Here is a 13,888-nt window from a genome sequence, read left to right as displayed (position 1 = left end):
CCTGCATACGACCTGGACGAATTCACCATCAGCAACGCCAGGCCGAACGCCTCCGCCTACCGCTGACACGGTTGCTCCACCCAGTGGGTCGCCACCTGACATCTGCACCGGTTTATCAAGGGCGCAGGGGCGTCGATTGGGCCGGTTGCTACCTTCTGCCAGGTGAGGCCGCTGAGGACCGGGGTTGAAGGGTCCTCGGGCCATACCGTTCGTCATCTGTGTCGCATCTCCGTGGTCCGGTGATCAGAGCGTACGGGCGATCAGTGTCTTCATGATCTCGTTGGTGCCGCCGTAGATCTTCTGCACACGGGCAGCGGCATACATACGCGCGATCGGGTACTCCATGATGTAGCCGTATCCTCCGAACAGCTGCAGGCAGCGGTCGATGATGTCGCACTGCTTGTCCGAGCCCCACAGCTTGGCCATCGAGGCGGTAGCCGCATCGAGTGCTCCTGCCAGGTACTGCTCGATGCAGTAGTCGACCAGGGTTTTGCCCGCGAGTATCTCTGATGTGCACTCTGCCAGTACGAACTGAGTGTTCTGGAAGTCGAGGACTCGCGATCCGAAGACCTTGCGGTCCTTTACGTAGTCAAGGGTAGTGAGGACGGCGGCCTCTGCCATCGCGACGCCGCTGATGGCGATGCTCAGGCGTTCGCGGGGCAGTAGTCGCATCAGTTGGGTGAATCCTTGCCCTTCCTCACCACCGAGGAGGTTTGCTGCCGGAACCCGCATATCGGTGAAGGACAATTCCCGGGTGTCTTGGCCGTGCTGTCCGATCTTGTGCAGGATTCTGCCGCGTTCGAAGCCGGGTAGGTCGGCGGTTTCGGCGACAAGCAGTGAGACGCCCTTCGCGCCGAGGCTCGGGTCGGTCTTGGCGACGATGATCAGCAGGTCGCAGTGGGAGCCGTTGGAGATGAAGGTCTTGGATCCGTTGATGACATAGCTGTCGCCGTCGCGGATGGCCGTCGTGCGGATGTTCTGCAGGTCCGATCCGGTGCCTGGCTCGGTCATGGCGACCGCCAGTACGGCCTCACCCGTCGTGACCTGTGGGAGCCAGCGCTTCTTCTGCTCGTCTGTACCGAAGGTCGAAAGGTATGGCGCGCAAATTGTCGAGTGGATGTTGAAGCCGAAGGCTGTGTCGTGCGCGTGGGCGAGCTCCTGCAGAATGACGGCTTCATGACCGAAATGACCACCGCCCCCGCCGTAATCCTCGCTGATTTCGAGGCCGAGTAGGCCGGCGTCACCCGCCTTTCGCCACAAAGTTCTGCCGACCTGATTTTCGGCCGCCCACCGCTCCTGGTGCGGGGTTACCTCTTTCGCGAAGAATTCTGCGGCGTGCTTACGCAGCGCGATGTGATCCTCGGTCTCCCACGCGCTGTGATAGTTGGGGAACAGTGTCGGCATAGTTCCACTTTCTGGCGATCTCGTATTCGATGTTGGGTTCGAACAGCGGGCGACTCGTCGTTCGGAATATTGCAGTGGGTTGCGATGTGACCGGCTCTCGACCCGTTCGAGTGTTGTTGTCGTGCAGCCGGCTTCTGGTTGAAGCCGGCTGCACTGGTCATCGCGTGTTCCTGAGAGAGCGATCGCAGGTGGTCCGACTACGAGGTGTCGGCCCGCACACTCTGGGTCATACCGTATGCGACTCCAGTGCGACCTGGTGTGTACCCGCTCGGCCTGGATCGGACTTGTCGAAGAACTGTGCGGAGCGCTCACTGATGGTCGGGTTGTCGCCGCAGAGCGCGTATCCGAGCAGAGCCTCGAGCTTCAGCTGGTCGTCGAGTGGTCGGCCGATGACCTCGAAGATCGTTTCCTTGGCCGATTCGATGGCTTTCTGGTCGTTGCGGAGGATCGTGGCCACGAGGTCGTTGGTCGCGGACTCGAGATCGTCGTGGGGAACGACGCGGGAGACCAGATTGGCGTGCAGGGCCCGCTGGGCGTCGATCGGCTCACCGGTCAACTCCATCTCGAGGGCGATCCCGACACCGGCGGTGTTGACCAGCCGCACGATCCCACCGTCTGCCGGGTGCATCCCGCGGCGGAGTTCGAACGATCCGAATTGGGCCTTGTCCGAGGCGATCCGGATGTCGCAGGCCAGGGCGAGTTCGAGGCCTCCGCCCAGCACCCAGCCATTGAGCGCGGCGACGATCGGCTTGTAGATGCGGTGCTGTCCGCGGGTGATACCCCCGGCGAAACCGTCGGGAAGCTTGTTGCGGGCGAGCATCGGGCCGCCGTCGCTCCACGTCGGCACGTGCGTCTTGAGGTCGGCGCCGGCGCAGAAGGCGTCGCCGGTTCCGGTGAGGACGGCAACTCGGAGGTTGTCGTCGGCGGCGAAGTCCGCCCAGATGGCGCGCAGCAGTTCGTGGGTTTCGACGTCGATAGCGTTCTTGACCTCGGGGCGGTTCAGCCGGATGTGGGCGACGGGACCGCGCTTGTCGTAGACGACCTTGGACATGATTGTTCTCCTTGCAGGAATTCAGGACGAGACCGCGGTGAGGATCTCGGGGGCCGTCGAGCGGTGGAATCCGTCGAAGGGTTCGTTGTGGACAGCGGGCTGCAGTTGCCACCAGCCGCGGCGGGCATTCGGGGCGCCGCCGTCGATGCGCAGGCAGGATCCGGTGACGAATCGGGACGCCGGGGAGAGCAGGTAGACGATCGCGGCGGATACTTCGGCTTCGGTGCCGAAGCGCTGCAACGGGATACCGGGAGTGACCTCGTTCTGAATGAACTCGCGGTCCTTCTCGTCATAGGTGTCCAGGCCGCTCGAGGCGATCGACCCTGGCGCGACGGTGTTGACCCGGACGCCGGCGGCGGCCCACTCGGTGGCGGCACTCTCGCTCAGGGTGAACATGCCACCGCGCGCTGCCGCGGAGTGCGAGAAGTGGGGCCAGCCGTGCCAGATGTCGGCGATCATGTTCACGACCGACCCGCCGTGCTGGGACATCGAACGAGTGAACACCTCTCGCATGACGATGAAGCCGCCGGTCAGGTTGTTGCGGACGACTGCTTCGAAGCCCTTGGTGGAGATGTCCTCGAGCGGTGACCGGTACTGGCCGCCGGCGTTGTTGACGAGACCGTCGATTCGGCCACGATCGCCGACGATGGTGTCGATGACCGCGCCGACGCCGTCCTCATCCCGAATATCGGTGACATGCCTCGACACCGATCCCCCGTCCTCGGTGATCTCACGGCTCACATGGTCGAGCTTGTCCTGGTTGCGCCCGACAATGGCCACGTGCGCACCGAGCGAGGCGAGTTCGTGCGCCGTGCAGCGCCCGATTCCGCTACCTCCACCGGTGACGACGATCGTCTGCCCGTCGAACAGACCTGGTGCATAAACAGATTGGTAAGGCATGGTGACTCCTCTTCAGGCGCGGTCGCTGTACTTCGCGCGCAGTGCAAACTTCTGGATCTTCCCGGTTGCTGTGCGGGGAAATTCCCCGACGTACTCGATGCGTTCGGGGACCTTCCACATGGCGATCTTGTGCTCGTCGGCGAGATGGTGGCGCAGGTCCTCGATCGTGAGACGGGTGTCGTCCCGCGCCACGACCACGGCGCACGCGCGTTCTCCCACCGCATCGTCGGGCAACCCGACCACGGCGACGTCCGCGATCGACGGGTGCAGCAGTAGGGCCTCCTCGACCTCACGGGCACTGATATTGAAACCGCCTCGGATGATGATGTCCTTGATCCTGCCCGTCACCCGCAGGTAGCCGTGCTCATCGATCCGCCCGAGATCACCTGTCCGCCACCAGCCTGCGGAGTCCTGCCCCTCGGCCGTGAGCTCCGGGCGTCGCCAGTACTCGAGCATCCTGCCCGGCCCGCGGTATCGGATTTCGCCATCGACCCCGGGATCGGCCTGCTGCTCGTCGAAATCGACGATTCGCAGTTCGACTCCGGGTACCGGTGCGCCGTCCGAGGACGCAATCCGTTCGATGGAGTCCTCGGGCCGGCAGACCGTGGCCATCATGACCTCGCTGGACCCGTACGCACTCACCACCCGGCACCCCGACAGCCGTTCTTGGGCCTCCTCCACCAACGAGGCGGGGATCGCGGCACCCGCGGTGAGCCAGAACCGCAGCCGGGACACGTCGTGCACCGCCGGGTCGTAGGCGTCGAGCAACATTCGAATGAACGGTGCGGGACTGGCCGTTCCCGTGCACTTGTACGCGTCGATGCGTTCGAGAGCGGCGGCCGGGCTGAAGATGTCGAGTAGATGCGCCTGCGCTCCGGCGATGGTGGGGGCCATGACACCGAGGGTCAGCCCCAGAGTGTGGGCCACCGGTGAGGGCACGAACATCACATCGGACCGTGTCATTCCGAGAACGGGCACGGCCTGCTTGGGCAGAAAAGACGCGGTGTTCCAGGTGTGCAAGCACCCTTTGGGACGCGACTCCGTACCGGAGCTGTAGAGGATGATGTGTGCATCGTCCGCAGCCGATACCGGCGGGAGGGTGTTCGTATCGTGCTCGGCGGCGAGCAGCGTGCCGAGGTCGACTCGGCCGTCGCCATCTCCTGCACGGGCCGTCACGTGGAAAGACACACCGGGGACCGCGGCGGCGATCTTCTCCCCCATCGCCGCATGGTCGAACCCCCGGAACTCGCCGGCGGTGACAAGGCCGACGGCCTCGGAGTTCTGGACGATGAACTGCACCTCGTGCTCGCGGTAGACCGACACCACGGGGACCATGACAGCGCCGATTCTCGCGAGCGCCGCATAGACGAAAAAGAACTCGTTCCAGTTCGGTAGCTGGACGACGACCCGATCCCCCGGCCGCACCCCGAGCCGGATCAGTCCCGCGGCGAGATTCCATGCTCCCTTGCGGAATTCGCCGTAGCTGTAGGTACTGGTGCCGTCGGAAATATACGGGTGGCCGGGATCGACCTCGGCCCAGTGGTCGATCGCTGTGACAAGCGTCGAGTGATCCCAGTAGCCGGCCTCGTAGTAGGCGCGCACCTGGTCCTCGAATCGCGGATCTGCGCTGACAGTCATTGATCAAGCCCCTTCGGCTCTGACGCGGCTCGCATCTGCCGCGTAGGAAAAGTTATACATGATTAACTATCGGACCAAAAGGGGTCACTTCGGAGCGCCTCGCACGCGAGGCGATTTCTGACGTCGACGAGTGGTACGAGGCGTGCGCAGACGGGCGGGTAGTGACCGTCGATCGGGCAGTTCGGTCGCAGTCACGCCTACAAGTAAATTAGCGTTAACAAATCCCGTCGGGGGTCACGGCTCCATGGGGAGACCGACGACGGCGCACGCCGCTCGGCGGAGCATCGCCTTCAGGCGATCGTCCGGCATACCGACGTTGTGGACGAGCGCCGATTGGATCGCGCCGATCGTGGCATGGACGAGAACACGAGCAGCGGACTCGTCGAGCGCGGGGTCTAGTTCACGCACCACGTGCACCCACTCCTCCACGTATTGCCGCTGCTTACGCCGCAGACGAACCTGGTCGTCGGGAGAGAGGTGCTCGACTTCCCGGTAGTAGACGCGTGCGAACTCTCGCTCGTCAACGACGAAGTCGACCTGCCGGTCGATGAGAGCCCGCAGAGCATCGGGGATGGCTTCCCGACGGTCGACGATTTCACTCTCCTCGCGAAGCAGACCATCGAGAGACCGATCGAACAGCGCCAACAGGAGTGTGGCCTTGTTGTCGAAGTGCCGATAGACCGCGGCTCCACTGATTCCGACCTGGGCGCCGATGTCTGCCATCGACACCGCGTGGAACCCACGCTCCGCAACCAGTTCCGCCGCCGCCGCAAGGATCTTCTCCTTACGGTCGGGATCGCGGCGCCGTGCGAACGGTGCAATTTCGGTCATCGACTCCAGCTCTTCCAGATTCCTCGATCGTCGGAACAGTGCACTCGAAGCATATGACCGTGAGCTCGTCGACACTGCCCGGCCCCCTACCTGCAGCCCTACTCGATGAGGAACCGCTCCTTGGCGTAGCGAACCAGCCCGGCGCGGTTGGATTCTCCGGTCTTCTTGAGCATCTTCCCGATGTGGAATTTCACCGTGTGGAACGTGAGGTTCATGCGCTCCGCGATGGCGTAGTTGTCGAGCCCGGCGGCGATCATGGACACGATCGAAAGTTCACGCTCGTTGAACGCCGGTTTCTCGGTGGTTGCCCGGCGCGCGTCCACCCACTCCTTCAGGAGTGCGGGATCGATGTACTGGCCGGAGCGGACGACTGTTCTCAGCATGTCCGGGAGCGCCGACATGCTCGCCGCTTTGAGGATGTATCCCGATGCGCCCAACAGCATTGCCCGGTCCACGAGTTGGGCGTTGCCGTATCCGGTGTAGAACACCACTTTGGTGGCGGGCGAGGCGGCGAGTAGGTCGCGGCACAACGACCACCCCTGCTCTTCGCCGATGAAGAGATCCAGCATGACGATGTCCGGCGAGCAGCGCAGGGCGTCCTTCTCCGCGCTGGCGACACTTGCCGCTGCTCCGAGGAAGACGAAATCGGGTTCCCGCTCGGCCAACCGCTCGAGGCCGGCATGGACTATCTCGTGGTCGTCGATCGAGAAGACACCGATCCGGCGCGGTTCCGGCACGTCGCTCAACTCGATACCGCCTGATCGGAGCCGATCGGGAAGCTGGCCGTGACGGACAGTCCTCCCGACGGGGTGCGATCGAACCTCACCTCGCCGCCGACCTTGCGCGCTTCACGCTGCATGAACTCGATTCCGTAGTGGCCCTCGAAGGGTTCGTGTGCGTCGAAGGATCGACCGTCATCGCTCACCGACATGACGCACACCCCGGGGTGGACCTCGAAGGACATCGAACATCGGTCTCCCTTCGAATGATTCTCGGCGTTGAAGACGGCTTCCTGCCCTACCCTGCACATCGCCTCACCGATGTCTGCAGGCACCCGCACGTGCATGCCCGCTCCGCTGACACCGCCCGACGAGAAGTCGGCAGTTCGGCTCATGCCCGACACACTCGGCACAGCGAACACACGCTCCGCGACGTCTCCGAGCGTGCACTCACTCGCCCGATCGCTCTGCAGGAGGTGACGCAGTTCGTCACGCACCAGCGACATGCACTCGTCGACACTCGCGCTGATGGACGCTGCACGGGATCGGCTGTCACCGGTCGACTGGTGCTCGAGTTCCTCTGCCGCGAAACCGATCTGGGTCAACCGGCGCACCAGATCGTCGTGGAGTGATTGCGCGAGCCGGGCACGTTCCTGGTCTCGAACGACCTCCCGCCGGCTCTCGTCCAGATTGGACCGGTCCAGACCCAGCAGTGCGGCGTTCGCGAAGTCCGCCAGTACCCGTTCGTCGTCTTCGCTGTACGCGCGCGGCCGCCGGCTCGCGACGTAGAGCACCGCCTCGACGTTGCCGCCGTCACGGACGGGAACCGCCAGTGCCGAGTTGATTCCCTCGCCACGCGTCTCCTCGCGCATGGCGGCGCGAAGGTTGCGATCTTCCTCGTAGTTCAATGAACGAATGGGGTGCCCGGTCTCACGCGCCGCCCCGCCGAGCCCCTCGCCCGACCCGACCCGGAGATCACGAAACGGGTCGGTGTTGATCCCCAGCGTTCGAGTGAAGACGAAGTAATTGTCATCGACCGGCAACGACAGGTACGCGACATCTCCTTCGAGCAGATTGCGTGCGGCGGCGAGAGTGATGTCGAAGACGCGGTCCAGTGAGACGTCGGACGTTGCCGCGCGCGCGACAACCCGGTAGGCACGGTCGAGGTCGCGATGCCTGGTCTCGTGGACACGGGCACGGAGCGCGTCGATATCCCGGGCAAATCGCCGGACTGTCGCGAGCGTCTCCGCGTCCAGCGCGGCCGCCGACCCCAGGATCACCTCACCATGCCCGTGGCCGTCCGCGAACGGGAGGATCAGTGCACGGTCGAAATCGAGTGAGACCGGGCGCATCAACGACGTGAGCCGCACGTGCCGGGCCGTGGCCGCGACGGGTGACCACTGGATGTTGCTGCGCACGGGTTCCTCCGGCGTGAACACCGAGCCTCCCAACGGCTCCGATGCAATCACCCGCAGGGGCCCGCCACTCGGTGCGTAGATAATGACGGCCTCGCGCGCCTTCATCGAGACACGGAGAAGCCGCAGCGGCTCGGCGAGCTCCTCCGCGAGCATCGAGAGCTTCCACCGAGGCGAATCTTCCGGGAGACCGACCATGTCATCGAATACTACGGAGATTTGCGTCGCTAGCCATATGGCTAGCCCAGGTCTAGCCGCCTTACGGCGCACTCGTCGTTAGCGTGAATGCATCCGTAATGGTCGTCACAACCGAGGCAGGGTTCAATGTCAGATTCGATCACAATTTCCGCCGCGAGCTTCGCAATCCGTCCGGTGAGTAGTTTCGACGAGTTCGCCGACCATTCACGAGGACTCCTCGACCAGGCGACCGGCAGCGACCTGGTTCTCTTCCCGGAGTTGTTCACGCTGGAGTTGTTCACCATCGCCGATTCGTGGCAAGACGATCCGGTCACCGAATTGACACGTATCGGTGATTACACCCGGGAGTACCGTTCTTTGTTCCGTTCGGAAGCGCGCGAGCGCAATCAATTCATCGCGGCGGGATCGCACCTGGAATATCGCGAAGACGGATACTACAACATCGCATACATTTTCGGTCCCGACGGAGAACAGTACGAGCACCGCAAGACGCATATCTTTCCTGCGGAGGCGGATTGGTCGACGAGGGAGGGCGACGACATGGACGTCTTCGAACTTCCATTCGCCACGGTCGGTTTCAACGTCTGCTACGAGACCGAAATTCCCGAATGTGCGTCGTCGCTCGCCGAACAGGGCGCAGAGATAATTCTCTGCCCGTCGTACACCTTCACCGAGTACGGGTACTGGCGGGTGCGGCACTGCGCGCAGGCCCGCGCCATCGAGAACCAGGTGTATTTCGCACACTGCGCCACCGGCGGCGCGCCCGGCGGCCCCATCCCGAGTGGGTGGACCCAGAGTTCGATCCTCTCGCCCTGCGACCTCCCGTGGACCCCCTCCGGGGTCGTGGCGCAAGCGCCTGAAGCGAACACCGAGAATGTCATCACGGGCATCGTCGATCTCGATGTCCTGCGCCGGAACCGTCTCGACGGTGCCGCGACCACGTTCCAGGATCGCCGCCGGCGCGTGGAGTCCTACCGCCGCTGGCCCTCACACACCACCGCACGCCAGCTCGGCTAGGGCACTCGACCGATCTCGACGAGCCTTACCCCACCACGAGCACGACACCGATATCAGGAGAAGCGACAATGGGTCATCTCGAATTGCCCGCGGGCAAGAAGATTGCAGTCAATCTCGGAACCGACTTCGACGCACAGTCACTCTGGCTGGGTGGATTCAACAAACCCAGCCCGTCCTTTATGTCGCGCGGCGAGTTCGGCGCCAAGGTCGGCGTCCCGCGCCTACTCGATCTCTACGCCCGCTACGACATCAAGACCACCTGGTTCACGCCCGGGCACACCGTCGACACGTTCACGAAGGAATGCGAACAAATCGCCGAGAAGGGTCACGAGTTCGGCCACCACGGGTATTTCCACGAGAACCCCACCCTGATCGACGCCGGGACCGAGGAGGAGCTGGTCGAGCGGGCCTTCGCCACCTTCGACAAGCAACTCGGTGTTCGTCCGACGGGGTACCGCTCGCCGTACTGGGACTACTCCGACAACACCCTGGACATCGTCGAGAAGATGGGGTTCAAGTACGACTCCTCCCTGATGGGCCGCGACCTCGAGGCATACCGTCCGCAACGGTGGGCCATCGACTGGGAGAACGGCAACAAGCCCGGCAAGGCGAGCCACGTCCTCGAACTGCCGGTCAGCTGGTACCTCGACGACTTCCCGCCACTCGCCTGCATCACCGGAGTGCAGGCCGGCCAGCAGGACAGTCGTACCGTCTTCGAACGCTGGCGCGACATCTTCGACTACGGCTACCAGAACGTCGAGGGTGCCGCGTTCGTCTCCTGTGTGCATCCGCAGATCGTCGGCCAGGCCCATCACATGATGTGGTACCAGAAACTGATCGAGCACATGGTGTCCCACGACGGCGTCTGGTTCGCCACCACTGACGAGATCGCCGACTGCTGGGTGGACGACGAGGAGGACAAGCGGAACATGGAGCTTCCCGACATCCGGACCACGGCACCGCGTCCGAGCTACTACCCCGACTTCTGAGTCCGACCGAGAGTTCCGTGTGGCCCGCTCCCGAGCGGGCCACACGGCGTTCCCGTGATGGCCACCGCTGATCATTCCTGCGGGTTGCACGCCTACCGACCACTGCGGCGCACGTCACCTTGCTAACTTTGTGATCACAGATTACATTCAGGTAAGAATCGCGTAACGGTCAGGTTCCCTCGCGCCGATGTACGCCGATTCGTGGTGCCCACGACAACTCGATCCACAGACCTCTCAGGTGTGCCGCGGGACGAACTCCCTCCTCGCCTGCACGTCACCGTGTTCGGGTTCGACAATCCCTGAGCTCAGCACGAAGGAGGATCATCTTGGCAAGAGTGGCGATGACCGGCCGGAACGCAACCCTGGCCGGCCTGGCAGCAATTGTGTTGTGGAGCACCATGGTCGGCATGATCCGACTGGTCACGGAGAGTCTCGGCGCCCTCGGCGGCGCGGCCATGATCTACACGTGCTGCTCCGTCTTGTTGTTCCTCACCGTCGGGTGGCCCACACTTCGCGAGTTCAACCGCGTCTATCTGCTGACCGGTGCGCTGATGTTCGCCGGATACGAAGTGTGCTTCGCTCTCGCGATCGGACTGGCAACCGACGCGCGACAGGCGATCGAGGTCGGCATCGTGAACTACCTGTGGCCGTGCCTGACAGTCCTGTTCGCCATCCTGTTCACCGGTCAGAGATCCTCGATCTTGTTCATTCCCGGCATCGGATTGTCCATTGCCGGGATCGCCCTGGTCCTCGGCGGTGACACCGGACTCGACCTGCCCGGGACCATCGAGAACATTCGCACGAATCCCCTGAGTTACGCTCTCGCACTCCTGGGTGCCGTCATCTGGTCCGCGTATTGCACCGTGACAAAGCTGTTCGCCAAGGGCAACAACGGGATTACTCCGTTCTTCATGCTCACCGCGGCATCGTTCTGGGTCCTGTACCTGATCAGTGACACCGAACCCCTCCACCTGACGCTGACCGGGGTGGTAGCGACACTGGTAGCGGCTTGTGCCATCGGCTTCGGCTACGCCCTGTGGAATGTGGGCATTCTTCACGGAAACATGACCTTGCTCGCTGCCGCTTCCTATTTCACGCCGGTGCTGTCGGCTGCGTTCTCTTCGTTGATGCTGGCTACCGCGCTCGGAGTCACCTTCTGGGTCGGCACCGCCATCGTGTGCGTCGGAGCAACGGTGTGCTGGGTCGCAACGCGCGAACCCAAGAAGGCCGACGAAGTTACTCCTCCGGCAGCGTCCACACCCGAGGTCACCATCACAGACACACCGCAGGATCGACCATCAGTGCGCCTGCGAAGTCGACGGAACTCCTCGCGCGGCCCGACCGCACTCGGACTTCGCCGGCGCAATCACGAAGCCGGCGCGATCGACACCCACTGACCGCCGGGGTGGTGGCGCGCCGAACCGGCCATGAAACATACGAGAACCGTGTCCTTCCGAGCGAAGGACACGGTTCTCGTATGACGCCTGGGTTCTGCTACACGGAGATCGTCTCCGCGGGGGCGGGCGACTTGCCGGTCTGGCCGAGCCCGGCGCTCTCGGAGAGGGACAGCCCCCGGGTCTCGGGTGCCCACATCTGGGAGATCACGGCACCGAAGAGGGTGACGCCGGCGGCGATCAGCATGGTGACGCCGATGCCGAGGCTACTGAGGGACAGCGGAACCAGGAACGTGCCGATCGCCGCGCCGATGCGACTGAGCGAGGACGCCAATCCGACTGCGGAACCGCGGACTTCGGTGGGGAACAGCTCGTTCGGGTACACCCACTGCAGGATCTGGGAGCCGCCGATGAGGACCGCGTAGGCGGCGAAGAGAACCATGATGATCGCGCTCGGCGCTCCGGGGAAGATTCCCAGCAGCAGCAGGGCGAGACCCGACCACACGAAGCTGTGGATCAGCAGCGGGCGCCGGCCCATCCGGTTGACCAGCAACAGCGCGACGATACAACCGACCATGAACAGGATGGTGATGGCGGCGGATCCGATGTGTGCGGCGTCGCCCTCGAGTTTGAGGGCACCGAGGATGGCCGGGGCGAAGGCATAGACGGCGAACAGCGGAACCACCGAGCAGGTCCAGAAGAGGGTGATGAAGGCCATCCGCTTGCCGTAGCCGGAGCGCAGGAGTTCCTTGACACCGACGTTGGTGTCTTCGTCCGCAGGAAGGTCGGCGACGGTGACACCGGGACCGTAGACCTTGAGCAGCACTTCGTTGGCCTTGTCGATCTTCCCCTTGCTGACCAGCCACCTGGGCGACTCCGGCGTGCCGACCCGGGCCACGCAGATCAATACTGCGGGGAGTGCGGCACTGGCGAGCATCCAACGCCACGCGTCGTCTCCGGCGGTTCGCGCCAGGACCTCGCCGACGACGTACGCTGCCGCCGCGCCGACGAACCACATGGTGACGAAGGCACCCAGCAACGGACCACGGTATTTGCGCGGCGCAAACTCCGTCATCAGTGACGTGGCGATCGGGTAGTCCGCGCCCACGGCCATACCCAGGAGCAGCCTCAGCACGATCAACCAGACGACGCCCTCCACGAAGAACTGCGCCACGGAGCAGGCGATGATCGCGATCAGGTCGAGGGTGAACAGGACCTCCCTGCCGAAGCGGTCGGTCAGCCAACCCCCGGCGAAGGCACCGAGCAGGATGCCGATCAGCGTGGACGCCGCGATCAGGCCCTGTTCGGCCGACGACAGGTTCCACTGGCCCGAGATCTGCACCATCGCGACACCGATGATCGAGAGGGCGTAACCGTCGAGGAACGGCCCTCCCGAGGAGAACACCGCTAGTTTCTTGTGAAATGTGGACAGTGGTGCGTCGTCCAACGGATTGGTCGTCATCTCGGACTCCTTGTTGACATACGGTGCCGACCCGGACCTGATGCGGTATTCCTCGGTGGCGATATCGAGGTGGTCGGATTTGATTCAATTCCTGCTGAGACACACGGCGATTCGAGAACACGTGATTCTCACCCGAGGCCGTGTCGGCGACCCGGCGATGCAAGTTGGCTTCGTTCACCGCTTCCCGCACCAGCTGGCGTGATGTGCGCCTCGTCACAGAACAATAATATGTAATCACAGATCACACAACCCCCTGGGCGTGCTTCCACACCGATGGCACAGCAGAGGGCACGACAGCTCACCCGGACGCGGGCCGACCGTCTTCGGTGGCGCGACCGTCCGGCCGTGGTTACTCGGGGGTCATACCGGCCCGAGGGTGCACTGCTCGACGGCGATTCGCGCCGACGGCGTAGAGGTGTGTTTCGCGCTAGCCGGCGTCTGCCGACGCGGCCTGCTCGGTCGCCAGGAGCGCTTTGATGCGGTCGGTCGCGTCGAGGAGCGATTCCTCGTTGACCGCTGCCGCGGATTCACCCGAGCGGTCCCGGGCAGCAGCAACGAGGCGCTCCTGGAATCGCCACAGCGGGTCGTCTCCCCCGGAGTCCAGGCTTCCCTGCGCGCCCACGATCTTGTAGGCCCGGCAATGGTTCCACAGGTTGCGGATCGTCTGCAGAAGAACAGGATTCGCGGCGGCCTCGTACAGGATCGACAACAGGGCCTCGTCGTGGTCGAGGAGGGCGACCACGCGTCCCTCGTCGACGGCGGCGCGCATCAGCGTGAACTCGGCCTGCATCCGGTCGCAGTCCTCGGCGCTGATCCGCTGGGCGCCGAGCCGGGCGGCCTCCACCTCGAGCAACCGGCGCACGTCGTAGA

Annotated in this window: 12 protein-coding genes; 3 read left to right on the top strand and 9 right to left on the bottom strand. The window is 63.9% G+C overall.

The window, feature by feature from the left end; translation table 11 throughout:
- Positions 1-243 precede the first annotated feature (243 nt).
- The 7 genes from P3H15_RS12820 to P3H15_RS12790 form a co-directional block, all read right to left on the bottom strand.
- Entirely contained in the window at positions 244-1,404 is a 1,161-nt protein-coding gene (locus P3H15_RS12820) for an acyl-CoA dehydrogenase family protein (RefSeq protein ID WP_276137575.1), read from the bottom strand.
- 226 nt (positions 1,405-1,630) lie between these two features.
- Complete coding sequence (locus P3H15_RS12815; RefSeq protein ID WP_276137574.1) at positions 1,631-2,455, bottom strand: enoyl-CoA hydratase/isomerase family protein; 825 nt, start codon at positions 2,453-2,455, stop codon at positions 1,631-1,633.
- 21 nt (positions 2,456-2,476) lie between these two features.
- Positions 2,477-3,355: an SDR family oxidoreductase gene (locus P3H15_RS12810; RefSeq protein WP_276137573.1), complete on the bottom strand. Its 879-nt coding sequence runs from the start codon at positions 3,353-3,355 to the stop codon at positions 2,477-2,479.
- Positions 3,356-3,367: 12 nt separating this feature from the next.
- Positions 3,368-4,993, bottom strand: coding sequence for a class I adenylate-forming enzyme family protein (locus P3H15_RS12805; protein WP_276137572.1), 1,626 nt, complete (start codon positions 4,991-4,993; stop codon positions 3,368-3,370).
- Between the two features lie 234 nt (positions 4,994-5,227).
- Positions 5,228-5,824: a TetR/AcrR family transcriptional regulator gene (locus P3H15_RS12800; RefSeq protein ID WP_276137571.1), complete on the bottom strand. Its 597-nt coding sequence runs from the start codon at positions 5,822-5,824 to the stop codon at positions 5,228-5,230.
- Between the two features lie 98 nt (positions 5,825-5,922).
- Entirely contained in the window at positions 5,923-6,561 is a 639-nt protein-coding gene (locus P3H15_RS12795; RefSeq protein ID WP_276137707.1) for a response regulator transcription factor, read from the bottom strand.
- A 5-nt stretch (positions 6,562-6,566) separates the two neighbouring features.
- Positions 6,567-8,156, bottom strand: a complete 1,590-nt coding sequence (locus tag P3H15_RS12790) for a GAF domain-containing protein (RefSeq protein WP_276137570.1) — start codon at positions 8,154-8,156, stop codon at positions 6,567-6,569.
- Positions 8,157-8,282: 126 nt separating this feature from the next.
- Here P3H15_RS12790 and P3H15_RS12785 point away from each other — a divergent pair, with 126 nt between their 5' ends.
- From P3H15_RS12785 to yddG, 3 genes are all read left to right on the top strand, one after another.
- Complete coding sequence (locus tag P3H15_RS12785; protein ID WP_276137569.1) at positions 8,283-9,173, top strand: carbon-nitrogen hydrolase family protein; 891 nt, start codon at positions 8,283-8,285, stop codon at positions 9,171-9,173.
- A 68-nt stretch (positions 9,174-9,241) separates the two neighbouring features.
- On the top strand, positions 9,242-10,162 hold the full coding sequence (locus P3H15_RS12780) for a polysaccharide deacetylase (protein WP_072937065.1): 921 nt from the start codon (positions 9,242-9,244) through the stop codon (positions 10,160-10,162).
- 335 nt (positions 10,163-10,497) lie between these two features.
- Positions 10,498-11,559, top strand: a complete 1,062-nt coding sequence (gene yddG / locus P3H15_RS12775; protein WP_276137706.1) for an aromatic amino acid DMT transporter YddG — start codon at positions 10,498-10,500, stop codon at positions 11,557-11,559.
- Between the two features lie 97 nt (positions 11,560-11,656).
- Here the strand turns inward: yddG and P3H15_RS12770 are convergent, their stop codons facing one another.
- Both P3H15_RS12770 and P3H15_RS12765 read right to left on the bottom strand, forming a co-directional pair.
- The gene (locus P3H15_RS12770) at positions 11,657-13,018 is read right to left on the bottom strand and encodes an MFS transporter (RefSeq protein ID WP_276137568.1); all 1,362 of its coding nucleotides are present in this window, start codon (positions 13,016-13,018) and stop codon (positions 11,657-11,659) included.
- 427 nt (positions 13,019-13,445) lie between these two features.
- A partial coding sequence (locus P3H15_RS12765; RefSeq protein WP_276137567.1) for a GntR family transcriptional regulator occupies positions 13,446-13,888 on the bottom strand: 443 nt, incomplete at its 5' end.

The sequence above is a fragment of the Rhodococcus sp. T2V genome (assembly GCF_029269925.1).
Classification (GTDB): Bacteria; Actinomycetota; Actinomycetes; order Mycobacteriales; family Mycobacteriaceae; genus Rhodococcus_F; species Rhodococcus_F koreensis.
This window is presented reverse-complemented; position numbering and strand designations above follow the sequence as displayed.

What these genes read in the sequence shown, in the direction of transcription:
- P3H15_RS12810 (WP_276137573.1), bottom strand. Translation starts at nt 3,355, where the DNA reads ATGCCTTACCAATCTGTTTATGCACCAGGTCTGTTCGACGGGCAGACG.
- P3H15_RS12800 (WP_276137571.1), bottom strand. Translation starts at nt 5,824, where the DNA reads ATGACCGAAATTGCACCGTTCGCACGGCGCCGCGATCCCGACCGTAAG.
- P3H15_RS12770 (WP_276137568.1), bottom strand. Translation starts at nt 13,018, where the DNA reads ATGACGACCAATCCGTTGGACGACGCACCACTGTCCACATTTCACAAG.
- P3H15_RS12815 (WP_276137574.1), bottom strand. Translation starts at nt 2,455, where the DNA reads ATGTCCAAGGTCGTCTACGACAAGCGCGGTCCCGTCGCCCACATCCGG.
- P3H15_RS12790 (WP_276137570.1), bottom strand. Translation starts at nt 8,156, where the DNA reads ATGGTCGGTCTCCCGGAAGATTCGCCTCGGTGGAAGCTCTCGATGCTC.
- P3H15_RS12785 (WP_276137569.1), top strand. Translation starts at nt 8,283, where the DNA reads ATGTCAGATTCGATCACAATTTCCGCCGCGAGCTTCGCAATCCGTCCG.
- P3H15_RS12780 (WP_072937065.1), top strand. Translation starts at nt 9,242, where the DNA reads ATGGGTCATCTCGAATTGCCCGCGGGCAAGAAGATTGCAGTCAATCTC.
- P3H15_RS12820 (WP_276137575.1), bottom strand. Translation starts at nt 1,404, where the DNA reads ATGCCGACACTGTTCCCCAACTATCACAGCGCGTGGGAGACCGAGGAT.
- P3H15_RS12805 (WP_276137572.1), bottom strand. Translation starts at nt 4,993, where the DNA reads ATGACTGTCAGCGCAGATCCGCGATTCGAGGACCAGGTGCGCGCCTAC.